At 54.3% G+C, this 26467-nt stretch carries 20 protein-coding genes; 9 read left to right on the forward strand and 11 right to left on the reverse strand.

Features of this window, described 5'->3' with window-relative positions; translation table 11 throughout:
* Window positions 1-224: 224 nt before the first annotated feature.
* Complete coding sequence (locus FFI61_RS07715) at window positions 225-2504, forward strand: ATP-dependent helicase (RefSeq protein ID WP_200369825.1); 2280 nt, start codon at window positions 225-227, stop codon at window positions 2502-2504.
* 164 nt (window positions 2505-2668) lie between these two features.
* Window positions 2669-3883: an OmpA family protein gene (locus FFI61_RS07720; protein WP_200369826.1), complete on the forward strand. Its 1215-nt coding sequence runs from the start codon at window positions 2669-2671 to the stop codon at window positions 3881-3883.
* Window positions 3884-3915: 32 nt separating this feature from the next.
* On the opposite strand, the gene FFI61_RS07725 is transcribed toward FFI61_RS07720, so the two are convergent.
* Both FFI61_RS07725 and FFI61_RS07730 read right to left on the reverse strand, forming a co-directional pair.
* Window positions 3916-5163, reverse strand: a complete 1248-nt coding sequence (locus FFI61_RS07725) for a methyltransferase (RefSeq protein WP_200369827.1) — start codon at window positions 5161-5163, stop codon at window positions 3916-3918.
* On the reverse strand, window positions 5160-6431 hold the full coding sequence (locus FFI61_RS07730; RefSeq protein WP_200369828.1) for a D-amino acid dehydrogenase: 1272 nt from the start codon (window positions 6429-6431) through the stop codon (window positions 5160-5162). The genes FFI61_RS07725 and FFI61_RS07730 overlap by 4 nt, the downstream gene beginning before the upstream one ends.
* A gap of 160 nt (window positions 6432-6591) precedes the next feature.
* Between FFI61_RS07730 and FFI61_RS07735 the strand changes: the two genes are divergently transcribed.
* A complete protein-coding gene (locus FFI61_RS07735) occupies window positions 6592-7401 on the forward strand; it encodes a TatD family hydrolase (RefSeq protein WP_200369829.1) in 810 nt (269 codons plus the stop codon).
* On the forward strand, window positions 7398-8606 hold the full coding sequence (locus FFI61_RS07740) for an HD-GYP domain-containing protein (protein ID WP_200369830.1): 1209 nt from the start codon (window positions 7398-7400) through the stop codon (window positions 8604-8606). The genes FFI61_RS07735 and FFI61_RS07740 overlap by 4 nt, the downstream gene beginning before the upstream one ends.
* A 20-nt stretch (window positions 8607-8626) precedes the next feature.
* On the opposite strand, the gene FFI61_RS07745 is transcribed toward FFI61_RS07740, so the two are convergent.
* Genes FFI61_RS07745 through FFI61_RS07765 form a run of 5 tightly spaced genes read right to left on the reverse strand, consistent with a single transcriptional unit; the run spans window position 8627 to window position 13159 of the window.
* Complete coding sequence (locus FFI61_RS07745; RefSeq protein ID WP_200369831.1) at window positions 8627-9538, reverse strand: lysine exporter LysO family protein; 912 nt, start codon at window positions 9536-9538, stop codon at window positions 8627-8629.
* A complete protein-coding gene (locus FFI61_RS07750) occupies window positions 9538-9867 on the reverse strand; it encodes a DUF2288 domain-containing protein (RefSeq protein ID WP_200369832.1) in 330 nt (109 codons plus the stop codon). Before FFI61_RS07750 ends, FFI61_RS07745 begins: the two co-directional genes overlap by 1 nt.
* Window positions 9868-9923: 56 nt before the next feature.
* Window positions 9924-10322, reverse strand: a complete 399-nt coding sequence (locus tag FFI61_RS07755; RefSeq protein ID WP_200369833.1) for a response regulator — start codon at window positions 10320-10322, stop codon at window positions 9924-9926.
* Window positions 10312-11460 carry an HDOD domain-containing protein gene (locus FFI61_RS07760; RefSeq protein WP_200369834.1) on the reverse strand — a complete coding sequence of 383 codons (1149 nt, stop codon included), beginning with the start codon at window positions 11458-11460 and terminating at the stop codon, window positions 10312-10314. The genes FFI61_RS07755 and FFI61_RS07760 overlap by 11 nt, the downstream gene beginning before the upstream one ends.
* A gap of 40 nt (window positions 11461-11500) precedes the next feature.
* On the reverse strand, window positions 11501-13159 hold the full coding sequence (locus tag FFI61_RS07765) for a diguanylate cyclase (protein ID WP_200369835.1): 1659 nt from the start codon (window positions 13157-13159) through the stop codon (window positions 11501-11503).
* A gap of 102 nt (window positions 13160-13261) precedes the next feature.
* Here FFI61_RS07765 and FFI61_RS07770 point away from each other — a divergent pair, with 102 nt between their 5' ends.
* Together FFI61_RS07770 and FFI61_RS07775 are read left to right on the forward strand one after the other, a co-directional pair.
* On the forward strand, window positions 13262-15049 hold the full coding sequence (locus FFI61_RS07770; RefSeq protein ID WP_227714725.1) for a sensor histidine kinase: 1788 nt from the start codon (window positions 13262-13264) through the stop codon (window positions 15047-15049).
* Window positions 15046-17043, forward strand: a complete 1998-nt coding sequence (locus tag FFI61_RS07775; protein ID WP_200369836.1) for an ATP-binding protein — start codon at window positions 15046-15048, stop codon at window positions 17041-17043. The genes FFI61_RS07770 and FFI61_RS07775 overlap by 4 nt, the downstream gene beginning before the upstream one ends.
* A 60-nt stretch (window positions 17044-17103) precedes the next feature.
* On the opposite strand, the gene acnA is transcribed toward FFI61_RS07775, so the two are convergent.
* A complete protein-coding gene (acnA, locus tag FFI61_RS07780) occupies window positions 17104-19881 on the reverse strand; it encodes an aconitate hydratase AcnA (RefSeq protein WP_200369837.1) in 2778 nt (925 codons plus the stop codon).
* Window positions 19882-20025: 144 nt separating this feature from the next.
* Here acnA and FFI61_RS07785 point away from each other — a divergent pair, with 144 nt between their 5' ends.
* On the forward strand, window positions 20026-20448 hold the full coding sequence (locus FFI61_RS07785) for an HD-GYP domain-containing protein (RefSeq protein ID WP_227714726.1): 423 nt from the start codon (window positions 20026-20028) through the stop codon (window positions 20446-20448).
* Window positions 20449-20457: 9 nt separating this feature from the next.
* Here the strand turns inward: FFI61_RS07785 and FFI61_RS07790 are convergent, their stop codons facing one another.
* Together FFI61_RS07790 and FFI61_RS07795 are read right to left on the reverse strand one after the other, a co-directional pair.
* A complete protein-coding gene (locus FFI61_RS07790) occupies window positions 20458-21981 on the reverse strand; it encodes a methyl-accepting chemotaxis protein (RefSeq protein ID WP_200369838.1) in 1524 nt (507 codons plus the stop codon).
* A 70-nt stretch (window positions 21982-22051) separates the two neighbouring features.
* Entirely contained in the window at window positions 22052-22600 is a 549-nt protein-coding gene (locus tag FFI61_RS07795) for an SCO family protein (RefSeq protein ID WP_310966455.1), read from the reverse strand.
* Between the two features lie 177 nt (window positions 22601-22777).
* Between FFI61_RS07795 and FFI61_RS07800 the strand changes: the two genes are divergently transcribed.
* Window positions 22778-24232, forward strand: coding sequence for a hypothetical protein (locus FFI61_RS07800; RefSeq protein WP_200369839.1), 1455 nt, complete (start codon window positions 22778-22780; stop codon window positions 24230-24232).
* Between the two features lie 123 nt (window positions 24233-24355).
* Here FFI61_RS07800 and FFI61_RS07805 read toward each other — a convergent pair whose 3' ends face one another.
* The gene (locus FFI61_RS07805) at window positions 24356-25804 is read right to left on the reverse strand and encodes a rhomboid family intramembrane serine protease (RefSeq protein WP_200369840.1); all 1449 of its coding nucleotides are present in this window, start codon (window positions 25802-25804) and stop codon (window positions 24356-24358) included.
* 193 nt (window positions 25805-25997) lie between these two features.
* On the opposite strand from FFI61_RS07805, the gene FFI61_RS07810 reads away from it, so the two are divergent.
* Entirely contained in the window at window positions 25998-26438 is a 441-nt protein-coding gene (locus tag FFI61_RS07810) for an OmpA family protein (protein ID WP_200369841.1), read from the forward strand.
* Window positions 26439-26467 lie beyond the last annotated feature (29 nt).

A 26467-nucleotide genomic window follows, 5' to 3' on the forward strand; every position in this document is an offset into this window, starting at 1 on the left:
TTTACTCTCTCCGGCTTTGGGAGTTAGCAGCGAGGCAGAACCTTCTCCAAAATACGCTGTGAATACATCCATGTACGCTCGGCTCCGCCATCCATGGCTCCGCACGATTTTGGAGAAGGTTCTGCCTCGCTGCCCTCCAACTAATGAGGTGGATTCGCTTAGTTAATCAGCCATGTTAACGGCACAGGTACCCGTGCTACCAGTTGGCCAGTACAATAGCACCTATGCCAACAAAGACCCTTGAATCCCCCGCCCTTGATCTGCCTGATTTTCTCACCGACGAACAACGGGCGATTATTACCGCCGGCTACGAGCACTCGGTAATCACAGCTGTCGCCGGCAGTGGAAAAACCTCCACGCTGGCCTGGCGCATTCGCTACTTGCTGCAGCAAGGGCACGACCCTGCGCGCATGTTGGTGTTGATGTTTAACCGCAGCGCTCGGGTGGATTTTGAGCGCAAGCTTCAAGAGGTGTGTCACCAAAGCGGGTTAGTACTGCCTGAAATACGCACTTATCACGCCATGGGGCTGCGACTGTATAAGCGGTTTGTTCAGGAAGGTTACCTGCCGGGGTTCTCTGAAAAAATACTGACCGAGCAGGAAATCAGCTTTCAGGTCTGGCTGTTAATACGGAGGCTGGCGCCAGAAGATCTGGCGGATGAGATAAGGCGCAACAAGAAAGATTTTGTAGAGACAGCCACCGGGTTTATCGACATGGTGAAAACCACCCTGTCGCCCGCCGAAATAGTGTTTGAAGATCTGGGCTACTCAGAAAAACACCGATACCTGATTGATCTGTTTCACAGCTTCGAGCAGTGGCGCAAAGGACAAAGCCGGATCAGTTTTTCCGATATGCTGTACGAACCGGTGATGGCCATACACCAGAACCCACCGTTACAACGGTTGGTGGGTAACAAGATGGATCTGATTCTGGTGGACGAGTATCAGGACACCAACGAAATTCAGCACCTGCTGCTGCGTTATGTGGCAGGCGATCGGGCCCGGGTAACCGTGGTGGGAGATCCGGACCAGACTATTTACGAATTCCGCGGTGCCAAGCCGGAGTTCATTCTCAAGCGCTTCAGCGACGAGTTTGAAAGCCCGCTGGAACAAACCCTCAGCTACACCTTCCGCTATGGCCATCGCGTGGCTCTGCTGGCCAACCATCTGATTTGCCACAACACCGGGCGCAAGGATGTGCTGTGCCATTCCCACCCTTCCACGCCAGCCACGGAGATTGCTCTGCATCGGGTGGAGAATGACGCGGATGCCGTACTACAGATACTTGGCGAGGAACCAGAGAGCGCACTGGCCGATACTGCGATTCTGTTCCGGGTCTGGAGCCAGAGTGTGCCTATCGAGCTAAAGTTGCTGGCACAGCAGATTCCCTATCGCATTGATGCGGGCAAAGGGGCACTGTTCAGTCGCGAAGTTCAGGCCATCACAGCGTTGCTGAAAGTGGTGTCCGGCGCGCTGGAAAAACTGCCGAAAGAAGACCGGTTGGAACTGGCCCGCCAGCTTCTGCGCTTCCCTCATGTTGGCCTTAAAGAGCCGGAGTTGGAGCAGTTGGCCCGTTTTCTCGCGGGGTTCGCCGGTGGCTGGCACGAGCGCTTGCTGGCACTGGATTTTGGTGCACTGGCGCCCATGGCGGCGCGCAAACTGCGCAAGCTGGGTGAGGTTCTGGAACAATTGCGCGGTTATTCAGGCCCGGCAGCAGGGTTGATTACTGTCTACGCAGAGCACACCGAGTTGTATGAGGGTGTTCGCAGCCTGGCGCTGACCTATGACAGCGCGGAGGAACGCATTGATACCATTCACGGCTTCCGTGAATACCTGAAAGGCCTGGGTGCCGACGCACAAGGGGCGCTTGCCCACCTCAAAGCCCTGCGCCAACAGGCCAATGAAAAGCAGGGCGGTGCGGGGGTTTTGCTGTCCACCATACATCGCACCAAAGGCCTGGAATGGCAGAGGGTAATCATACCCGGCCTGCAGGAGAAGTATCTCCCACACAGCCCGCGCCCACAGGACGATGCCCGGGCCATTCTCGAAAGCGAACGGCGGCTGTTGTACGTTGCCATGACACGCACCCGGCAATCACTGCATCTGATCACGCGCCCAGTGAGCAAGCAGCCCCATCTGGATGGCGATCAGGGGCCCAGTCGGTTTGTGGAAGAATTCTGTTTTGATCTGGCGACGGAGTTCGGGTGTTGGCTGGATGAACGGACGCCAGATTCCGATCACTCACTGACACTGACAGCCCCCCTCACGCCAGTGAGCTCACGCTATGCACTACAGGAAGGCGTAACCCTGGAAGGCGGCGTTCATACAAATACAAACCGCACCTCTCCCCTATGGCATCAATCACGCCTCAGTCATTCCATTTTCGGAACAGGTACTGTTGTTGCTGAAGACGAGGGTTCTTTTGAGGTGCATTTTAATGGCGGTGAAAAAATGAACTTCAGTAAAAAAAGTGCACATCTCTATTTCAGCCTTCCACCCTCGTAACATGTTGTCTGGTAGAGCTTACCGCACCGGACACAAGTACATTTCCTAATGTAAGCTTAATTATCAATTCTTTGTTTTTTGTAGTTCTTTAGCTTAAATTGCATAGATAAGTGAGCATCCTGATTACTCAGTATGCTTAATAATAACCGAACAGGAGGTTCTGCATGAACATCATGCGCCCTATCGCAATGGCCGCCATCGCCGGCACTCTTGCTACCCCAGCCTTGGCTGACCGCACAGAGACGGTTTATATCAACCCTTTTGCCGCTTTCCAACTTTTTGATGATGACCGTGATCTGAGCGAGACCGGCACGTTTGGTGCCGGACTGGAATACCGCTTCAGACCAAATTGGGCGGTCGAAGCCATTTATTCGCGCGCAGATGCAGACCGAAAATACGTAGACGGCTCTTCTGATTTTGAAGAGATTCGCATTGACGGCATCTACTACTTCGCACCTCAAGACAAAGCGTGGAACCCATACGTCTCTGTTGGCGCCGGGCATGCCGAGTTTGGCAAGGGCGATACCATCAGCTATAGCACAACGGGCACTGACCATGATGAAACCCGCGTAAACGTGGGTACTGGTTTCCGTTATAACGTATCAGATTCAGTATCTATTCGTGGCGACCTGCGTGAGTTCCACGGCATCGATGACAGCACCTTTGATACCCAGGTGTCTCTCGGTATCAGCTTTGCGTTCAATCGCACTGTTGCTGGAACGCCAGCGCCTGCACCTCAGCGCGTGGCTGATTCAGACGGCGACGGCGTACCCGATTCCCGTGATCAGTGCCCCAACACCCCAGCTGGCGCAACCGTTGACAGCACTGGCTGTGAGCCAGACGCAGATGGCGATGGCGTAGCCGATGCTCGTGATGCCTGCCCTAACACTCCGGCAGGTGCCCAGGTAGACAGCCGCGGTTGTGAACTGGATAGCGATAACGACGGTGTAGTTGATAGCCAGGACCTCTGCCCGAACACTCCTGCCGGCGCCACAGTAGACGCAACCGGTTGTGAAGGCGTAACCGAAACCATCGAGACCTTTACCATTGAGGTTCAGTTCCCGACCAACAGCTCTGTAATCGGTAATAGCTACGATGCGGAAATTCGCCGTGTTGCAGACTTCCTGAATGAGAACCCCGAGACCATCGTGGAAATTGCTGGCCACTCCGATAACACCGGTAAGGCAAGCTACAACCTGTTCCTGTCACAGCGTCGTGCTGAAGCCGTTGCAGGCCGCCTGACTGGTCCTCTGGGAGTAGATCCCGCCCGCGTGAGCGCCAAAGGCTATGGCATTGAAGAGCCCGTTGCCACTAACGCCACCGCCGCTGGCCGTGCTGAAAACCGTCGGGTTGAAGCGCGTATTCAGGTTCGTCGTTAATTCGGCAATAGTCTGAACACAGGCAAATGAAGTCAGCAAAGGCGCCCTCGGGCGCCTTTCTTTTTGACCGCATCCAGCAACAAATTTCTCGGTGTCAGCGATCGATCACAAAAACGACCGAGCCGCACACAGTAGTCCTGCTCCTCCAGATAAACCGCGTAATCCAGCACCAACCATAATTCCAAAGGCCGGCGAAAAAGATGTCGGATAAGCTCATAGCGGCGAACTTCCCGGTGGCGGTGCACGCCATAGGCAAGCCAGAACTCGAAATCCGTGTTTGCCGGTAAACAAAGCTGCTTTTTACTGGCGACCCAATGGCAAAACTCAGGGAAGCCTTTTTGAATGAGACCTGGTGGATACGAAGGCACGGGAAGGTATTGATCCACGCCCCGCAGGTCTCTCTGAAGACCGTCAAAGCCCAGGCGCCACTGACTTAACGTTCTTGTTTGCTGTCTGACTCCGGCCGGAGCTGTTACCGTTTCCCTTACTGCCAGGCGCAGGTCGCTGCGGTCCAGTACAAGCTTCGGCTCATGGGTAGCCGCACTTTCTGAAAGAACCGTATAAATGCCCTCAACGGTTTTGTGAAAGCAACACGGTGACACACTTAGTCGTGTTAGCTCAGCAACAACGCCCCGCTTCAGCAATTGCCGGTGCAAGTCTCCACAGGCATGGAGTGCGACCCCGTGAACGTTCTCGGGAACGGGCAAATCCTTCGCCATCACATCCTGGCAGTCTATTTGAACTGCATCCGCGAAACGCGCGGCAAGCCGATTGCCCTCGGCGACCAGTTCCGGATTCCATTCATAGCCTGCCACGTCGTTTTGGCTCTGCGCAGCCAGGGTTCGAGCCAGGTGCCCCTTGCCACAGCACCAATCCAGAATCGGTTGCTGCAGAGGCTTCAGCGCGGCAGCAAATGCACCCGCCTGCTCGCGCTTACGCCCGGGCATATCGGTTGCCCTGACTTCCGGCAGCGTTGCTGCCAAAACATCTGAATACTCCGGTGCCAAGTCTGGATAATCCGTCAGAGGGGCATACAGAGCCAGATCAGGCACATATCGGGAAGCGATGTCTGCCAGCTTTTGAGGCTCATCGTCCAGCTCAGCGCATTCGTCACCGGTGAGCCCTGCAATCATCTGCGCGAGCCCGGGATGGCTTTCAACCCAGGCTGGTCGCAGCTCCGTAAACGGAGCTGGCTGCCAGATGGAACGATGTTTTATCAACCAATCATTGAGGGTTTGCCACCGAGAAAAGAAGCTCTCGGTGGGCGCGCGAGCAGTCACTCCTGATAGCGTCCCGGGCGGAATGCATCCAGGCAAACAGCTGGTTCTTCGCCGTCAATTACCTGTGCAATCACATCCGCACTGGCCGCCGCCAACGTCCACCCAAAGGTACCGTGCCCGGTGTTCAGGTAAAGATTACGGCGCGGACCGCGACCGATAATCGCAGGGCCATCGGGAGTCATAGGTCGAAACCCTGTCCAGGTTTCTGCCAGATCCAGATCTGCACAGCCCGGATAACGGGATTCAACCGATTTTCGAATGGTCGCTATTCGCGCTTCCGGGATATCCCGATTGAAGCCAGCCAGTTCAACAAAGCCGGTTGCACGCAATCGATCCCCCAAGCGCGTAGACACAACTTTGTAGTTGTCATCATGAATGGTGGTAGCAGGCGCTTTGCCCGGGTCTTTCAAGGGCACCGTAATGCTGTAACCCTTGATTGGGTATATAGGCAGCTTCAGGCCCAGAGGCCGAACCAACTCCGGGGACCAACAGCCCGCGCTGACCACAAAGGCATCGGCAGCCAAAGCCTCTGTCTGCCCACGCTCGTTACGCAGAACCACCATTTCAACATTTTGGCTGCTGGCAGTTAGCTGCTCCACCTGAACGTTGTAACGAAATTTAACACCTTTATCTTCACAGGCTTTGGCAAGCGCCCTGGTGAACAGGTGGCAATCGCCGGTGCCATCCGTATCGTAACTGAGCGCGCCATACAGTGGCCCGGTTCTCGCCATTCCGGGCTCTGCCTCGTAGACCTGCTCCGGCGTCAGAAGTCGGGACGCTACGCCCATTTCTTTCAGTATTCGATGTGTGCCACGATGTACTTCCAGCTCTTCCGGGGTACTGGCCAGGTGCAGCAAACCCTTGTGAGCGCCATCAAACTTCAGGTTCAGCTCGTTTTCCAACTTCAGAAACCGCTCGCGGGAGTGACTTCCGAGGCGCAACATAGCGCGCTTGTTAAAACCAAAAAGGCCAGGCGACCACGCATAGCGCAGCGTTGAAAACATAAACTGTATGGCCGCAAGAGAAGGCGGCATTCGGAGCTTGAGAGGGCGATCCTGCTGCACAAGCCAGGGCAATGCCTTGAAAACCATGCTCGGGTCTGCCCAAGGATACACAACACCATAAGAGCGCTGGGCCGCATTGCCCTTACTGGTTTCATCCCCAGCCGCGCCATGGCGTTCAAGCACCGTCACCTGATGCCCACGACGGCTCAGTTCCCAGGCTGTGGTTACACCCACAACGCCACCACCAATAACAACAACGTGCATCTACACCTCCACCTGAATCAATCCCGAGCAACAACAACCATCAAGGAAAGCCCCTACGAGACAATGTAGGCCTATGTATGGGCAACTGATAAACTTGAGAGCTTCGAACACCAGAATAGCAGTTGAACCGACTGCCTGTATTGGAGCCTAGCATCAGCCCATGAGTAAGAAACGTCGCGAGATTCCCGTATTCGACCATCCGATTATTGAAACCCACTGTCATCTGGATTACCTCAAGGATCGTCCCCTGGAGGAAATTCTGGAAGAAACCCGGCGGGTGAACATCGAGAAGGTGATTACCATTGCTGTGGCACCGGGCAACCTGGCAACTGTACGCGAGCTCAGTACCCGGGCTCCGTGGCTTTATGGCACTCAAGGCATCCACCCCCATGAGGCGGAAAGCTACAACGATGCCGTAGAGAAAGAAATCCGCACCCACGCCCAGGACGACAAGATCGTTGCGGTTGGCGAGATTGGGCTGGACTACTTCTATGACAACGCAGATCGCGCTGTTCAGCGGGACGTGTTCCGGCGACAACTCCAGATTGCCTGCGACAGTGACCGTCCGGTGGTTATCCATAGCCGGGATGCAGATGAGGATACAATCGCTATACTCAAAGAGTTCGAACAAGCTCTCAAGCGACGCGGTGTGATTCACAGCTTCACCTCCGGCCCGGGTCTTGCACAGTACGCACTGGATCAGGGCTGGAACCTGGGCTTTAATGGTATCACCACCTTCAACAAGGCAGAGAACGTGCGGGATATTGTTCGTATGACTCCCATCAGCCAGATACTTCTGGAAACCGACGCGCCATTTCTCACACCAGTGCCCTATCGCGGCCGCGAGAATGCGCCTTTCTACCTTCCCTTCATCGCTGAACGAATTGCCGAAGTGAAAGAACTGCCTCTGGAAGAAGTCATTGTCCAGACTTACCAAAACAGTCTGAAAACGTTCTTCTCTGCCCCATGATCAAGCGCATCCCCGTCTCCGCGTTGAAGGTCGGCATGTACATTACTGACCTCAACAACGATTGGATTCCTCATAACTCCCAGCGCCGGCGGGGTGTTATCAAGCGCGATGAAACTATCGAAAAAATCCGCAAGATGGGCGTACAGTTTGTCTATATCGACGTGGAAAAGGGTAAAGATAGCCAGGACTCGGAAACTGCGGCAGAAGTAGACTCGCGCAATGAAGCAGAACTGCAAAATGCAGGTGAATTAAAACCCGGCATTAAACCTCGCGTGCCTCTTTCTGAAGAAATGGTAAATGCTCTGGGCATTCATACGGAAGCTCAAGATCTGGTGAACAGTTTCATGCATAGCGCAAAGCTGGGCACGCCTGTTGATGTGGCACCTATCCACAAGCTTGCAGACGAACTGCAAAGCTCAGTGACACGGAATGCCAACGCACTGAGTTGTCTGGGACGTATTCGCGAAAAAGACAACTACTTACTTGAGCACTCGGTAAATCTGAGCGTGCTCATGACCGTATTCGGACAATACCGAAAACTCTCAGCTGATGTGATGCACCAGATAGTTATGGGCGCCCTGCTCCACGACCTGGGCAAAATTCTCACCCCCGATGAGGTTCTGCACAAACCCGGCCGGCTTTCACCGCAAGAGTATGAAGTCATGAAACTTCATGCCCGACATTCCCGTGACATACTGGCTGCAACGGAGGGTATTGGTGAGCTCACCGTGATAACAGCAGCGCAGCACCATGAGCGCATGGACGGTTCCGGATATCCGGAGGGCCTGAAGGGTGACGAGATCTCGGTGTATGGACGCATGGTTGCCATTGCGGACGTGTATGACGCCATTACCGCCGACCGGGTGTACCACAAAGGCATGACACCCTCGCAGGGCCTGAAGAAGCTGCTGGAGTGGAGCGGCGATCATCTTGACCCCACTCTGGTAAGACAATTCATACGCTGCCTGGGCTTGTACCCGGTAGGCTCACTTGTGCTGCTGGATAGCGGACGGCTTGGCGTGGTGGTCGAGATTAATGAAGAAGATCAGCGCCTACCCGTGGTCAGGGTGATGTACCACACCAAGTTCCGGATGCCGATTACGGTTACAACTATTGATCTGTCGAAAGCCGGTAACCAGGATCGGATACTACGCGCCGTTGACCCTGAGCAATACAAAATCGACGTACGCCCCTTCCTCAGCTGAGCGATAGCCATTTCTTTCGGCTAACCAAAAGACAGAAAAACACCCATAAGAACCGGCGACAGAAACGACAGCAAAAAGCCCGACGCAATAGCAACGGGTACACAACTCAACCCACCATTACTGCGGATAACAGGCAAGGTGAAATCCATGGACGTGGCCCCGCCGTAGCCAATGGCCATAGCCGGCCGGCTGCCAATCACCAAAGGTATGATCGCCAAGGCGATAATTTCCCGCAGCACATCGTTCATAAATGCCACACCGCCCCAAGCGGGACCCAGGGCATCACCAATCACAATGCCAGAGAGAGAATACCAGCCAAACCCCGAGGCCAGAGCAAGCACATCGTGCCATGGCAACCCCAATACGGGTATCAGCAAGACACCTGCCAGCAGAGAGCTAACCACAAGCATCAAGGCAATCCCCAATCCCTGTGTGTTCATCAGGAGCTTTCGCAGCGAGAGCCCTGCATTACGCAGCTGAAGGCCAATCAAAAACAACAGGAGCATCAATGACCAGGTAGCCAGCTGCTCTGCTTGCGGCAGCGGTGGCAAAAGGAAATAACCCGCCAATAACCCAGCCAGAACAGCCATCAATGGCTTGAGTGCGGCCATAAACAGCCTCACGTAACCCGTACTACCAGCTGGCTTCTCTCGATGCTCTGGCACCATAGGCCGCCAGCGGTGGAACAGCCACAACCCGGTCATATTAGCTGCAAACAAAACAACCACCAAAATTGCCATCTGGCTGGCCATTGTGCCTAGCTGGCTCGTCAGGCCTTCCATCTGGCCCAGCCCCAACCCCAGCAGAGCCAGAATGAAATACACCAGAGCTTCCACCGTGTAATGAATAACGGTCATCAGGCGCCGGTTTTCGAGGGACAGGGCAAAACCAAAAAACAACGGAGCAAGAATCAGCAGGGCACCGGTGAGCATCAATGCACCGAAGCGTCAGAAGGCTCAGAGCGGTCCTGAACCAGTACCCAGGGCGCCACAACCACAGCCCAGAGCTCTGTATTGCGGTCGTACCAGGTACGAGCCAGATCAGGAGATACATCCCCCACGTCGCCATTTGCCAGCCATTGCTCGAACAAGGCGCGGTTATCTGCGGTGAGTTCACAGGCAACATCCAACAGGTCCAACGCTTGGCCGACACGCACAATCTGCCCTCGGGCGTAGTAGGTTTGCAACTCGTGCCAACGTATGCGGGAGGTTTCCAGATTGAGCTTGGCTTTGGTTTCATCGTTATTTTGGGAAGACGACATAACAACCTTTTGCAGTAGCGACTGTATTAACCAGCAAGAACTTAACCGGCAAGAGCTTAACCGATTGCACAGGCCTCGTTCCAGATATCCCTTATCTGGTCCGCCAGCGTAAGTGGGTCGAATGGTTTGGGAATGACTCCGGCAGCACCCAATTCCAGGTAGCTTTGCACCTCGTCACTCTGAACCTTGGCAGTCATGAAAACCGCCGGCGTTCTGGCGTAATCCGGAAGACTACGGATGGCTTTCAAGGTTGCCGGGCCATCCATCCCCGGCATCATTACATCAAGAACAATTAACTGGGGCCGGCACTCCTCGATCTGTTCCAGCGCCTGCTGCCCGGATTCGCACGCCGTGAGCTCAAACCCGCCAATTGCCTCCAGAGCAAGCTCCGCAACGGTTCGGATATCCGGCTCATCCTCTACCATCAGAATTCGTTTCAGATTTTCAGGTGGCATCGCGGCGATCCTCCTTGTGCTCAATCCCCAGCCGTCTCAACAAAGTAATGCACTCGGGATCGTCTGCCTGGCCGGCCGCCAGCAGAGCCGCTGCTCGCATCACCAACTTCGACTGGCTGACATTGCCCCTGCTAACGAAATAGACAGCGCCTATCAACTCCCTGAGGTCGAGTGGCAACCGCCACTGGACTTTGATTCGATTGCCCAGCTTCTCTGCCCAATATGCAATGGCAGAGTCAATTTGCTCAGCCTCTGGTTGCTCACCGCTCTCGTCGCATTGGTTTTGCAGAATCTTCAAAGCCGCCAACTCCCCCGCTCGACTCAGCAGGCCGGCGGTGTAATAAGGTGCCGGCGCGTCGCCTATTCTCCGGGCCAGTCCACTGGCTACCTCCGCAACCCTCAAGGCCTGCTCCTGTTCCTGCTGCGCCCTTTCAGCCAAACGCTTACAAGAAAGCTTACCTGCAATATCCAGAGATAATGCCATTGCCTGATTCAATGCCATGGCAATACCAATCGTACTGATCGCCTCTCTGAGGGTTTTTACAGATGTGCCGGAACGGCGAAAAGAAGCGCTGTTCGCCACATCCAACATCTTTGCACTCAGAGCGGGGTCGGTCTTCCAATGTTCGGCAAGGGTAACGGCATCCAGTTCATCACGTTTTTCAACAAGTTCCAGCAAGGCGGCAGTGTCTATCTCGCCCGGCAACTGGATTGCAGAGTTGCAGGCCGCCTCCATTTTTTCTTCCAGTGTGCTGAAGGTGCCATCCAGATCGATGGGTGCGGGCAGCAGCTCTAACAGCCTCTTGTGCAACATATCCACCTGAAACGGTTTGCTCACGTAGCCGCTAATGCCCAGATGGGCGGCCGCCAGAATAGAGTCACGATCTGCACGACCGCTGATCATCAGCACTGGAACATCCCGGCTGGTTTGCCGCACTGCGCGAATCAATTCAAGCCCTGAGCCATCCGGGAGATTCCAGTCAGCAATAACCAGATCCGCCGGCTTTTTCTGCCAGTTGCTGATTGCCGACTGCACCTGTGTGAAAAGCCGGATAACGGCACCCGGGTATGCCCCGGCGACAACAGTTTCAAGAAGGTCGCCAACCAGCTCATCATCTTCGAGAATCAACACATACATCGCGACGTTCTCAGTTTGCAATTAAAAATAAAAATTGGTCTCAAGAATGCTCTGCAGTCGCGACAGTAACGCCATTGCGCCCTGCGCGCTTACGCTGGTAGAGGGCCCGGTCGGCGGCGTCTATAGCCTCCTCCCCCGTCTCATAGTCGTTCAATGCAGCAACTCCGGCACTGAAGGTCACTGCAAACTCCTCGCTGCCACCATTGAACACCAGCCGGGCGAAGTCCTGGTTCAGCGCTTCAAGCACCTCAACAGCTTTCTCCAGCGAACACTCGGGTAACACGACAACGAACTCTTCTCCACCATAACGGCCAATAATATCCGTGTTGCGCAACCGGTGGCGCAACAGGTTTGATAACGCCTTGATCACCATATCGCCGACACCATGCCCATATGAGTCGTTGACCTGCTTGAAGTGATCCAGATCCAGCATGGCGACAACCGAGCTATGCCCACTGCGTGTACAACGGGCATGCTCCCGATTAAGTTCTGTTTTCGCCAGAGCATGCTTCAACAGACCCGTAAGGCTGTCGAGCGAAACCAGCTTGTCGAGCTGCCGGGCGCGAAAGCAGCGAATTCTCGCTGTGCGTAGAAGAAACTCATCGGACACAGGTTTGGTAACAAAATCATCACCACCGCGAGCCAGAACATCCAGCTGCAAATCCCGGTTTGCCTCAGACGAAAAGAAAATAATCGGGAGGCTCAGCCACTCAGCCTGAAACCGAAGCATCCGGGCCAGAATGGGGCCATCGTATTGCCCCATTTGCACATCCATGAGCAGTATATCCGGGCGGAATTCCGCCAATTCCGACAGCAGGCGGGAGGGGTCATCAAACGCTCGTACTTGCATGCCGCCACTGGTCAGTACAACGCGATAGTGTTCAAGCAGTTCTCTATCGTCGTCAACAATCATTACCTTGCCACTCAGCGTTGCCACACCTTCTGCCAGAAGCTGCTCTACCTGGTCTGCAAGCGCAGGTATATCCAGAGCACCGTCAATACAGGCATCGACATTCAAACGCGCCAGCCTGTAGCGGGTGGCAAAGTCATGGGCCTCACTGAAGCAAATCACCGGGAGTTTGTGCAGCCTGGGTAGCCAGCTGGCCCCCTCGTCCTGCAACAAAGTGTCACGAATCATAACCAGATCGACATCATCCATGCTGTCGGTCCACTGTTCTGCGCTGCTCAGACTGCGAACCTCGTAGCCGTAGAGCGCCAAACCCTGGGATACCAGATGACCATGCTGTTGATCCGGGTCCAGAATCAACAAAACAAACTGATTGTCAGACTCCACGGGCGTCGGCTTGTGCCACCCGGTTGAAACCGGGTCAGCCACTCCCAGAAAACTGCGAAGCCCAATCAGATCCTTGTCAAAGCCACCTGCCAGCAATTCCTTTAACTGCAGTTGGATATGATGCTTCTCAATCCCTTCGGTAACCTGATCAGCCAAAGGCTTGATAGCCAGCTCAAGTGTCCTTGCCTGCTCACCCAGCTGTGTAAAACCCAAAGTGCCAGCAGATCCCGCAAGCCTGTGCAACAATTGATAGGCAGCAACCAGCTCATCAATGGTTTCCTGATGCTGGGAGGCGCTGAAGATACTGGCGACCAAACCTTCGATTTCACCTATCGTTTTATCCTGAAAACGATTACGAAGAGTCTCCAGTTTTTTCCGCACCTCTGACGAAGGGCTTTCAGGCATAAGGGCTCTTGTTAATTATCGCGTGCAAACGCTGTGAATTCGGTTTGAATTACGGTTCAATCAAAGCAAGTTTTAATGCAAATTGCCAGACAGGAGTTCGCTTTGAATCATTTATCTCTGGGCACCCGCCTGGCCATAATCGTTCTGTTTGGTTGCCTGGCTACCGTTGGCTCTGTTATTTACGCCGCATACAGCGCTTTGCTCGAAGATTTCTCAAATAACCTGACTGCGCAACAGGAGCAGGAAACAGCCCACATATCCAGCCTGGTAAGCCAGGATCTTGAATTCCGGACCAGAGTATTGTCTCAATCCGCAGACCTGCTGGGCAGTAGTGGAAAACTGTTACCCCCGGAGCAGATTGTGAATTTCCTGAAAGGTCAGCACAGCCTCGAGGATCTCTTCCCCCACAGCCTGACTGTTATGACCCCGGAAGCGGTACTGATTGCCGAGAACAAATACGTGCCCGGCAGATTGGGTACCCACTACGCTGACCGCCCCCACTGGGCAAAGGCCATTGCAACCCAGCGCCCGGTTATCAGTCGCCCTCTGATAGGCAGAACAACAGGCATACCCCTTATGGTATTTATCGCACCTATCAAAAGCAGCAGCGGAGAGCTGCTGGGGTTCCTGTGCGGCACCCTGGTAATGAGTCAATCAATTCTGATCCCCGAACGCGTGCGCAATGATGCAAGTGAAGATGCCATATTTTTGGTGGTCGACTCAGGTAACTTCCTGTTTATCCAGGGTGGCCCCAACGGGGAAGTGATCGAAGATCTGCCCGACCCAGGGCAAGACCTGTTGATTGATGCCGCTCTGTCCGGCATTCGTTTTGGTGAAGCTGAGACCCAAACAGGCGAAACACTCATCTATGCAACAAGCCATTTGCACCGCCTTGGCTGGCTGTTTATCCGTGCTGTTCCCAAATCCCTGGCTACCGCTCCCGCAAAGCAGGCATTCAGCCGATTCTTTCTGATCAGTATCGCAGTCACCCTCGGCATTCTACTGATGACCTACATGGCACTTCGGTCAACAACTGCGTCTCTTACCCGGATGACCCGCCGTATCCGGTCGATGATCCAGAAACCTGAATCTTCCCGCCGCCTCGATGAACAAGGTGCTCCAGAGGTGAGGGACCTGGCACAGGCGTTTAACCAACTGATGGATGGGCGTGATGCCAACAACCGGCTCAAAGACAACTTTGTATCCAATGTCAGCCACGAACTGAGAACACCTCTGACCTCCATGAATGGTGCCTTGCGCCTGCTTCAATCCGGCACCACGGGCGAATTACCTGAGCGCGCCAAAGAGATGGTGACGCTGGCCTTGCGCAACGGCGAACGCCTGCAATTGCTCATCGGCGACATGCTCGATTTTAATAAGCTATCCAGTGGCAAGATGCGGGTGAGTTTTCAGTCCGAGAACCTGCCCAAATTGCTGAAAGAAACTGTCTGCGGAAACGAAACCATGGCCCGGGAGTTCGGAGTCAGGCTCGCCGCCCCGGACATTCCCGAGGTACCACTGCACACCGACGGCCACAGGTTGCGGCAAATCCTGGACAATTTCGTCAGCAATGCCATCAAGTTCTCACCAAAAGGTGGCCTGGTGACGCTCCACGCAGAACAAACTGACCAACGCAAGTTGCGGATTACGGTAAGCGATCAGGGCAAAGGCGTTCCGACGGCGTTTAAAAACCAGATTTTCAATCGCTTCTCCCAGGCAGAAGTGGGCACTACCCGTGCAACAAATGGTACTGGTCTGGGTCTGGCCATCAACCGCCAGATTGCCGGCCTTCTGAACGGCACTGTCGGCTTTTACAACGATAATGGCGCACACTTTTGGGTTGAACTACCCTTGGACAGCAACGTCTCACCAGAGGGCACAACATCATGAAAGAGCCCGAAGTGCCTGCCAACGAAAGCGATCGGCAAGCTGCGCTGGATCAACTAAGGATTCTAGATACCCCTCCGGAAGCCCGATTTGACCGGCTCACCCGCATGGCCGCAAGGCTTCTGGATGTTCCTATTGCCCTGATCTCCCTGATTGATCGCGACAGACAATGGTTTAAATCCTGTGTTGGGCTGGATGTTAGCGAAACCCCGCGAAGTATTTCATTTTGCGGCCACGCCATTCTGATCGGTCAGCCCCTGCTGGTAGAAGATGCCAGTACGGACGAACGCTTCCGCGATAATCCTTTGGTAACCGGCGCCCCGAACATCCGCTTCTATGCCGGCACACCGCTGCACAGTGCCGATGGTTATGCTCTGGGTACCCTGTGCGTTATTGATCGCATACCCCGTAAACTGAGCAAAGAAGATCTCCAGTGCCTGCGCGATATAGCAGACTGTATAGAAGAGCAAATCAGCGCCCGGGAGTTGGCTATTCACTATCGGGAGCAGGAACTGCAAAAGCAGAATGAGTCTCTGATCATGCTCAAACAGCTTGCAGATCTGGTACCCGGCGGCCTCTATCAGTTCCGGCTCTTCCCGGATGGGCGCATGTCATTCCCTTTCAGTAGCAAGGGCATTGAGCGCACCTTTGGTGTCACCCCGGCTCAGGCCCGGGATAATGCAGCAGCACTTTTCGAGATGGTCGAACCCGAGGACTACACTGCTGTAGTGGACAGTATCAAGGAATCATCGCAGCACTTGAGCACATGGTCTATCCAGTTCCGGATTCGCCAGCCAGAGGGCAGAATACGTTGGATTGAAGGGCATTCCACACCTCAAAAGCTCTCTGACGGAAGTATCATCTGGCACGGCTACCTGGAAGACATTGACGAAAAAAAGCGGGCTCTTCTGGGGCTCGAGGAAAGCGAACAGCAGCTTAGGCGACTGTTCGAGCTGGCGCCCAGCGGCATCATTTTAGCGGACTACCACACTGGTGAAATCATTAACGTAAATGCCTCGATGCTCAAATCGACTGGCTACAGCAAGGAGGAATTCCTGAATCTCGGCTACCGCCAACTGCTTGCACCTGACCATTTATCGAAACAAGCCGAGGTTCTGGAGCAACTGCAACAGAGAGGCTATTTCGGACCTCTCGAACAAGAAGTGGTAGACCGTTACGGCAACAGCTATCCGGCCATCGTTCATGCCATGCTGATACTCGATTCCGCCGGCCGAAAACTGCTATGGGTTCTTCTGGAAGATATTTCAGAGCGTAAAAAAATAGAACGCATGAAAAACCAGTTTGTATCGACCGTAAGCCATGAGCTGCGCACGCCGCTCACCTCAATTACAGGGGCTATAGGGCTTCTGGCCGGGGGTGCTACCGGTATGCTTCCTCAGAAAGCACAGGATATGATGGACATTGCCCAACGCAATGCCAAACAACTGGCCAGACTGATCGACGACCTTCTGGATATCGAAAAGCTGGTCACAGGAAAGCTCAACATCAGTATGCATCGCCAGCCTCTCTTGCCTTTGCTTGAACAGGCCGTGAGCGAAAATCAGGCTTATGGCATCCAGCGGGCAATAACGGTCCACCTTGCCCCGGACACCCCCAAGACCGAGATATTTGTAGACGGTCAGCGCCTGCTGCAGGGTCTGAACAACCTGATATCCAATGCCATAAAATTCTCTCCCGATAAGGGCCGCGTCGACGTGTCGGCGCAACAACAGATACTGGAAGGGTCTCCAACGGTCACTATTTCCGTAAAAGACAGCGGAGAGGGTGTTCCGGAAGCCTTCCGAAGTTCGATTTTTCAGCGCTTTGCCCAAGCCGACAGCTCCGATACCCGAAGCCAGGGTGGCACCGGTCTTGGGCTCGCTATAACCCGCGAATTGATCACCATAATGGGCGGCGAAGTCGGCTTTGAGTCTTTGCCCGGCCAGGGTGCAACCTTCTGGATACGCCTGCCTGTGTCAGTAAATGGAAAGCTATAAAAAAAACCGGCAGCCCTTTCGGGCTGCCGGTTATTGGCGTGAACCAGAAAATCAGTTGGTTCAGGCAGACTTGAGCATCTCACGCACCACATAGTGCAGGATGCCGCCGTGGTGGAAGTACACAGCCTCGTTGGCGGTATCAATCCGCGACTTCAGATCGCAGGTCGCGGTAGAACCGTCCTTGTAGGTGACCGTCATGGTCAGGGTTTGGCCCGGTGTTATATCACCAGACAAACCACTGATGCTGATGGTTTCTTCCCCGGTCAGTTTGAGACTCTTACGATCCGCACCTTCCGGGAACTGCAGAGGCATAACGCCCATGCCGATCAGGTTGGAGCGGTGTATCCTCTCATAGGACTCAGCCACCACCGCACGGACCCCCAGCAAACGAGTGCCTTTGGCTGCCCAGTCACGACTTGAGCCTGTGCCGTATTCCTTACCGGCAATCACCACTAGTGGTGTGCCCTGTTCCTGGTACTTCATTGCCGCGTCATACACTGCCATTTGCTCCCCAGTGGGCACAAACTTGGTGAAGCCACCCTCAACGCCATCCAGCATCTCATTACGGATACGCACGTTGGCAAACGTACCGCGCATCATCACCTCATGGTTACCCCGGCGAGAGCCATAGGAGTTGAAGTTTTGGGGTTCAACTCCGTGCGCCAGCAAGTACTTGCCAGCAGGGCTGTCGGCGCTGAAGGAACCGGCAGGGGAAATGTGGTCAGTCGTCACAGAGTCTCCCAGCAAGGCCAGAATATTCGCGTCCACAATATCCTCAACCGGATCCGGCTCAGGGCCCATACCCTCAAAGAAGGGTGGGTGCTGGATGTAAGTGGAGTCTTCTGACCACTTATATACTTTGGTTGCGGGCACTTCGATGGCCTGCCAGGTGGCATCGCCATCAAATACCGCGGCGTATTCAGTGCGGAACATGTCAGTTTTGACCTTTTCCACAGCCTCAGCCACTTCCTGCTGGCTAGGCCACAGGTCTTTCAGGTACACCGGATTGCCGTCCTGATCGTTGCCCAGCGGATCTTCCGCAAGGTTAAGCCTTACGTTCCCGGCCAATGCATAGGCAACAACAAGCGGCGGTGACGCCAACCAGTTGGTTTTCACCAGCGGGTGTATACGGCCTTCAAAGTTACGGTTACCAGACAGCACAGATGCCACGGTTATATCACCATCAGTGATGGCTTTTTCGACCGCATCTGGCAGCGGGCCGGAGTTACCGATACAGGTGGTACAGCCGTAGCCCACCAGATCAAAGCCCAGCTTGTTCAAATCGTCCTGGAAGCCGCCCGCCTCAAGGTACTCGGTGACCACTTTAGAACCGGGTGCCAACGAGGTTTTTACCCAGGGCTTGGTTGTCAAGCCCTTGGCTACAGCTTTACGGGCAACCAAACCTGCCGCCATCATCACGCTGGGATTAGACGTGTTGGTACAGGAGGTGATGGCAGCAATCACAACCGCGCCCGGATCCAGGCGGGTATCCCTGCCATCCAGGGTCAACTCCCTGCTGCAAGGATGATGATAACTGTCATCAACGCCCACAGCGGTTTGGCCGCCTTCTGACTTCAGTTGGCTTTCACGCTTGTCCGGGGCAATGGTCGCATCCGGGCTACCTTCGGCAGTTTCCATCAGCAGTTCGAAGGCCGCCTTCATGTTTTTCAGCGCCACTCGATCCTGGGGCCGTTTAGGTCCAGCCATACTGGCTTCAACATCACCCATGTCGAGTTCCAGCGTAGCCGTATACACAGGCTCATGGCCAGGCTCACGCCACAACCCCTGAGCTTTCGCGTATGCCTCAACCAGTTCTATTTGCTGATCGTCACGACCAGTCAAACGCATATACTTGAGTGTTTGCTCATCCACCGGGAAGAAGCCACAGGTGGCACCATATTCCGGAGACATGTTGGCAATTGTGGCGCGATCTGCCACTGGCATGTCTTTAAGGCCGTCACCATAAAATTCTACGAACTTGCCAACCACGCCCTTCTTGCGCAGCATTTCAGTAACGGTAAGAACCAGATCCGTAGCGGTAATGCCTTCGCGTAATTTACCGGAAATCTTGAAACCCACTACTTCCGGTATCAGCATGGATACTGGCTGCCCGAGCATGGCCGCCTCTGCTTCAATGCCACCAACACCCCAGCCAAGAATGCCCAGGCCGTTAATCATGGTGGTATGGGAATCTGTACCCACCAGCGTATCGGGATAGGCGATGGTTTTATCGCCCTGCTCTTTGTGCCACACGGTTTTACCCAGATACTCGAGGTTTACCTGGTGACAGATGCCGGTTCCCGGCGGAACCACGCGGAAGTTATCAAAGGCTTGCTGGCCCCAACGCAGAAACTCGTAACGCTCCTGGTTACGCTCCATCTCGATGGCTACGTTCCGCCCAAAGGCAGACGCCGTACCGAATTCATCAACCATCACCGAGTGGTCGATTACCAGGTCCACAGGCGAGAGAGGGTTAATAAGGGCAGGATCTCCACCGGCTTTTTTAACAGCTTCACGCATGGCGGCCAAATCCACTACGCCAGGCACGCCGGTAAAATCTTGCATCAAAACGCGTGCGGGGCGGAACTGGATTTCGGTGTCTGAGCGTTTGTCTTTCAGCCACTGCACCATGGCATCAACGTGGCTTTGATCCACGGTTACGCCATCCTCGTTGCGCAGAAGGTTTTCAAGGAGCACTTTCAATGAAAAGGGGAGTCGGTTTATATCACCGAGGGATTCTGCCGCTTTGGGCAGACTGTAGTAGTGAAACGTTTTACCGCCTGCACTCAAGCTACTGAGTGTGTTCAGGCTATCTTTTCCAAGGCTGTTATTCGACATACTTGTGCCTCCGTTATTCGTCATGATCCGAGCACTTTTACAAGCTACACTGCGACATCAGACAAGCAGGCTGGCGCAAAAGTCAGGGAATGTGAAGTCATATACAACTATTGCATCGAATAATTATAGTTCAAGGCCAATCCCATGAATGTTCAGTATTCAGGAGAAAGCCGCGCGCCTGGAAAATTTGCAAAAAACACGGTGCGAATGGACGAACTGGTGAAAGCCCGACTGTCAGTGGTTCAGTGTCTGGGGCGGGCTGCCGAATACAAATACAACGAGACGGGGATGCACGTCATCCGCATGAGCCACTTCTCCAGGCTCATTGCTCTGGAAGCAGGTTTTGGTGAAATCTGGTCTGATACCTTGTTAAACGCCGCCCCCATGCATGATGTGGGCAAAATCGGTATACCCGATGCCATTCTTCAGAAACCAGGAAAGCTGGACGCTGACGAGTGGGCCGTAATGCAGACACACGCTGCAATCGGCGCCGAAATAATTGGTGATGACGGCTCAAGCCTGCTCGACATGGCCCGGGAAGTGGCCTTAAACCACAAAAGCACCTGAGCCACGGGTTTAGCGTGTTTTGTAATCGGCAATCAATGTGTCCACTTCTGCGATCATGCGCCCGATTTCTGCCGCCATAGCCTGAGACTTTACCGCCTCCTGCACAACATCCTGGCTCTGCTCAGCAACGTGTTGGACACTCTGGTTTATCTGCCCGGAAGCCACGGCTTGCTGCTCGGTAGCTGAAGCTATTTGCAGGTTCATGCCATTCACTTCGGCAATCGCCGCTTCAATATCCGCAATCGCCTGGCCCGTCTTCGTCATTGCACCCAGGGTTTCCTTCGAGCGAGTCTGGCCCATTTCTATGGCAGCCAGAGTAGCTTCAGAGACCTGTGCCAAGCCATCCATCGTGGCGCGGATTTCTGTAGTGAAGTCCTGGGTACGGCGAGAAAGAGTCCTCACCTCATCTGCCACTACGGCAAAGCCTCGGCCATGCTCGCCGGCGCGTGCCGCTTCAATGGCAGCATTCAGGGCAAGCAGGTTGGTTTGATCTGAAATATCGTTGATTGAAGCAATGAATGCTCCAATGGACTGCACTTTCTCCACCAGTTCAGTAACCATGCGAGCCGAATCTATCAGCGCCGTGTTAGTCGCTTCTGTCATGGTAACGGCACTTTTTATATGACGTGCGCCCTCGGCAGACGCATCCGCTGAGCGTGTAGCCGATTCAGCTGCAGACTGTGCATTGCGAGCCACATCCTGAATCGTCGCGGTCATTTCGTTGGTAGCAGCGGCGGCCTGATCCGTCTGCGCCTGCTGGGCTTCCATAATGCGGTTAGTAGAATCACCTGCCGCCGTAAGATCTGAGGCACTGGTATGCAACTGGCCCGAGAGCGTGCGAACAGACTCAATCAGCTCTGCGAACCTCGTCATCATGGTATTAAAGGAGATGGCAGCAAGATCACCGCTTGTGTTCTCCAACCGGCCTCGCAAATCGTGCTTATCGTCAAACGCATTGACCAATGCGATCATTTCCCATGAGCGCTTTTGCTCAGCCGCCATCTTGACCGCAAAAAACGACAGCACACCTGCCTCAAAAACCACGAAAACAGCATGAACTGCAGTAATAGACCAGCTACAGCCGTAGTTGAACAGCATCACTGGCATACCACCAAGACTGGCCTCTGATAGCTGCAACGCTGTGAGCACCAGATGGTGCACAGCAATCAACCCGGCAGCAGAAACCACTGGCAGCCAGTCGCGGTAGGCAATCGTTAGCGCCAGCGCAGCAAAGATATGGAAATGCATTTCAATGCGCCCGAGCTGGGCCTGAATCATGGTGGCAGAGAACAGCATCAGGCACATGCTAAAAAGCACACCACAGGCACGGGTTCCCTTCAGAAAGCTGTAACCGGCAATGGTCAATGCACCAATTGCCAAAGAGGCTGTTATCGCAAAGCTGTAGGTTCCATAACCCCAGGGCACAAGTAAGCCTACTACCGGCACATGGGCCAGCAATAGCCCAAACAGACGGTTGTCTACCCGCAACCGTTCCTGGTTTTGCAGGCCATGGATGCCATTCGTTGAATTCATGCTTAAACCTCGTATCTGTTCCAGCCTGGCGCAGGCCTGCTCAAACCCATTTCAAAACCGCTCAGGCGGCTCAGCTTTGCTCTATGCCCACAAGCCGGGCGATATCATCATTAACCCGCTGTATATCCAGCTCAGGTGTGGCATACAGGAGTTGCCGCCGGTTATCTGCTGTCACCACATACAGACGGGCACCATGGTTAATTTCCTTGCCACCACCCTGTCTGGCGGCAAAATCGCCATATGCATCGGCAAGTGCCTGGGCCTGCCGGAAATCCTCGGGCCGCACTGCCCGGAAGTTCTCACCCAGCGCTGCCATCATCCGATTCAGTTCCGGCTGGCTGTCGTTTTCGGGGTCCAGAGTGACAAACACAAATTGCACAGGATGCTCAGACCAATGCCCGTGCAGCGCCTTCAGGTTAAATAACTGCAGTGGGCAAACCGTGCCACAGCTCCGGTAACCAAAGAAAACCACATTAATTCCGGCATCAGGCACCTCTGCACCCGGCAACGCAGGAACAGGTACATCCGTTTTGTAGCCGTAGAATCCGGAGCCCGCACCTAACCCATTCAAGAGGCTCTGCCCATAGGGCAAGGCTGCACCCAGCAAAAACGCTGTCACTAACAAAATAATCGGGGCGGGCTTCAAAATAAATGTGCTGCCATTAGTACGTGGTTGAATCTTATTTGCGGCAAAAGCGCTCAGATACGCATTTTACGGCGGCGCTGGCATATTCTTTATGCCCTATTTTTGCGATCATAAAAAAATATTTCTATCCCGGCAGGACGTCTCAAGACCATGAAACACGATTGTCACTACCACCCAGGCGACCCTGCCAAATGGCACTGCGGCGAATGTCAGACGCATTACTGCAGCCGCTGCATGCCCGATGCCGATACGCGCCAACGCCGGGCACTTTGCCCTTCGTGCAGTAAAGCCATGCGCTATATGGGCGCAGCGACGGAAGTAATACCCTTCTGGAACCGGATTGGATCTTTTTTCAGTTATCCGTTTCACACAGACCCGCTGATGGTTATTGCCATCTGCACTCTGGTGCCCCTTGTTGCTCCCGCCAACCTGATCGGCATCCTGGTCTGGCTGATCCTGGCCCTGGCCCTGTTCAAGTACACCTATGCAGTGATCAATCACACTGCCGAGGGCCATCTGAAACCGCCCAGTGTGTCTGTGGCCTTTACCGGCAGTGGGTTCAACATTGTTATTCTCCAACTGCTGGTTTTCATTGTTATGGGCGGGCTGGTTGGCGCCGCCGCCATGGTGGGCGGGCCCTTGCTGATGTTGCTTGCACTGGCTTTCGTAGTGCTGGCGCTGCCTGCGAGCATTATGGTGCTGGCTATGGAGCGCTCTGTGGGCGCGGCGGTAAACCCAATGAATCTGGCGGTGCTGATTTCCCGTATCGGCACCCCCTACTTCCTGCTCTACGGGTACCTGATTCTGCTTACCCTGGCCTCGGGTGTGGCTCAGGATTTTGCCTACAACCATTTTCCTTTCTGGTTTTCACAGCCGTTATCCGGCTTTCTGAACAGTACCTTCACGCTGATTCTGTTCAATATGCTTGGCTACCTGTTATTCCAGTACCAGGAAGAGCTGGGTTTCGCCTCAGATATTCAGGATGATTCCGCCGATGTGGATATGCACCAGCGGGATCGTGGTGCGCGCTTTGATGCGGATATCGATATGAACCTGAAGGACGGCAACTACGACCGGGTGCAGGGCATGCTGAAGGAAGCACTGAAGCGTAACCGTGAGGACCCTCTGCGTATTGGCCAGCTATACCAACTATTGGTTGCCCGAAACGATGCCACTGAGCTCTACCAATACCACCCACGGATTCTTGGCTGGCTGGCAGACCGCAACGACGGTGAAGGTATTGCGTCTGTTGTGAGCCTGCTTGAGGAGGCTGAGCCTGGTTTCAAACTGGATGAGCCGGAACTGGCCGTACGCTGCGCGCGCTGTCTGTATCAGCGGGGGCAATACAAGCTGGCTCTGAGGCTGCTGCAGGACTTCCACAAGCGTTTTCCGGAAAGCGACGAGTTGGCTCCGGCCTATTTGCTGGTTGCCCAAACCCTGGCAAACGGTTTGAATCAGTGGGAGAAGGCGACGGCGTTTTTGACGTTTATCCAGAAGCGTTGCGTGAATCACCCGCTGCATGAACAGGTGCCGGTATTTCTGGAGCAGGCTGAGAAGCGGGAACTTCTTAAAGGGCCCAAGGCGAGCTTTCTGGTTTCGGAGTAAAACCTGTAAGCGTGGGGGCTATTCCAAAACACGCTGTGAATACATCCGTGTACGCTCGGCTCCGCCATCCATGGCTCCGCACGGTTTTGGAATAGCCCCCACGCTTACAGGCCCCTAACTATGTCAGCTCGCCTCTAGCAGCTGACGGTAATGTCGAGCCTTAGGAGCCATTTGGAGCTTTTCAAACTCTTCGGCGAGCAATCTGCATGCCTCAGTTGTCAATAATGGATCATCCGCTCCACGCAGCCGCTCAAAGGCTTTCTCTGCGGCTTTCAGATCGTGCTGTTTGAGGCTGGCGAATAACACCCGGTTATGATCTTCCGCCGCAAGGGGATTATGGCTTTCGCCTTTACTCAGGTACTCCTGCCAAACAGCTATCATATGCTCCGGCTGCCTGCGGCTCAGGGAGTCGTTCATCAGTTCGCGGGTACGGGACTGGTATTCGGGTAAATCCGGGCGCAGTTTGGCGAGGTGGTACAGGTGCCCCAGCAAGATGGGCCTGTCCGGATAGGCCTCGCGCAGGGCCTCAAACTGGCGTCGAGCGAGGTCGAAGTCCATGCGGCCCAAGCTGGCCATGGCCTGGGCATAACCGGTGGTAAAGCGCTCGTCCTGCTCATCTTCTTCCGGCTCAAAAAACTCCTCGCGCACCTGCAGCCAGCTTTTGCCCAGCAGCCATACCAGGCCTGCACCTGCAAGCAATCCGCCAGCGTGGGCCATGTAGGCAATGCCAGTTGCGCCGGCAAACCAGTAGTCGTAGATTTCCTTGCCCAGCCACACCGGCAGTATGGCTATGGCAGGTGCGCGGAAGTAGTTGAAGTACACACCTAGGAAATAGAAAAAACGAATTTTCTGCAGGCCATAAATGGCCACGTACATTCCCATCAGCCCGGAAATGGAACCAGAGGCTCCCACCAATGGAATGAAACTTCCCATCGAGAAGGCGGTGAAAACAAGGCCCGATAATGCGCCACATGCCAGATAGGCTAACAGGTAGCGGCCAGGGCCAAGGGCCTTTTCTACGGTAAATCCGAGCAGGAACAGGAAGAGCAGGTTGCCGATTATATGCCCCCAGCCACCGTGCAGGAACTGGTAGGTAATCAACGTGTATAACGACAACTTAGCAGGAGTCAGGCCCAGCTGCTGAGCGCTCAGGCGCTGAATATAGGTTTCTTCAATGAACCTGCGCTTTTCCAGCCAGCGCGTGCGCTCTGCAGGGGTCCAGATCAGATCGCGATTCGACAGCAGGTATTGGTAGAATTCGCTATCCATAAGCAGGCTGGCAGAAAGCCAGAAGTCTTCACCTTCTTCTCTCAGCTTCTGGAACTGCTGCAGTTCAAAAACGCGATCTTCTTCGCCTTCAAAGTGGATTTCCCGTTGCAGGTAGTCCTCATAAGCCGGTGCTTCCAACTGGTGCAGCCCGGAATCGAGATACTCACTCACTGCCTGCTCAAGCTTGCGGCTGTCTCCTCCCTGATAAAACAGGAAAACCAGCATACAGGCGAGCATCAACCCGAGGGTAACCCAGGGCGGGCGCTTCCAGTTAATGGCGTTCTCAGCAGGAATAATCAGCATGGGCGGTCACAATTCATCATAATCTGTCCCTGAAAAACCGTTTTCTATCATACCAGTGTCTTGTTTCCGCGCTTAAATGATTTTCAGTGGGATGGGACACTACACCATCCGCTAATTACCGTTATTTCTGTCTCGGGTAATAGTGAGCGGGAATAACAAGAAAAACCAGAGGTCTGAATCAAGGATACTGCAGATGACTGTACTCGTATTGGACAACCCGGAGTTGATTGCCAAAGCTGCCGTGGCTTCCGGCTTTAATGCAGCTACCCTCATGGCCGAAGGCAAACGCCCGCACCGGATGAGGTTTCACTACGGCTTCAACAAGCACGCACTGGACGACTCAGACGTGGCGATTGTTCGCCAACACGCGGCTTATCTCAGGCAACATTCATCTGCCAGCGTCAGGATTCATGGCCACTCTGATAATTATGGCGCCGAAGACTATAACTATTTTCTGTCCTGCCAACGGACCAAGGCCGTTGCCCGGCTTTTGATCAAGGAAGGTGTTTCCGAATCGCAGATTCTTGTTGCGAGCTGGGGCTCAGCCCGCCCTTTCACAACACCTGATGACAGGGCTGCCAACCGCAGGGTTGAAATTGAATACCTGTCCAGCGATATGGCAAAAGCACTTTAAAGAGGACGTCCCGGGGCCGACGTGTGCGG

The organism is Marinobacter sp. DY40_1A1, from assembly GCF_016597815.1.
GTDB lineage: Bacteria > Pseudomonadota > Gammaproteobacteria > Pseudomonadales > Oleiphilaceae > Marinobacter > Marinobacter xiaoshiensis.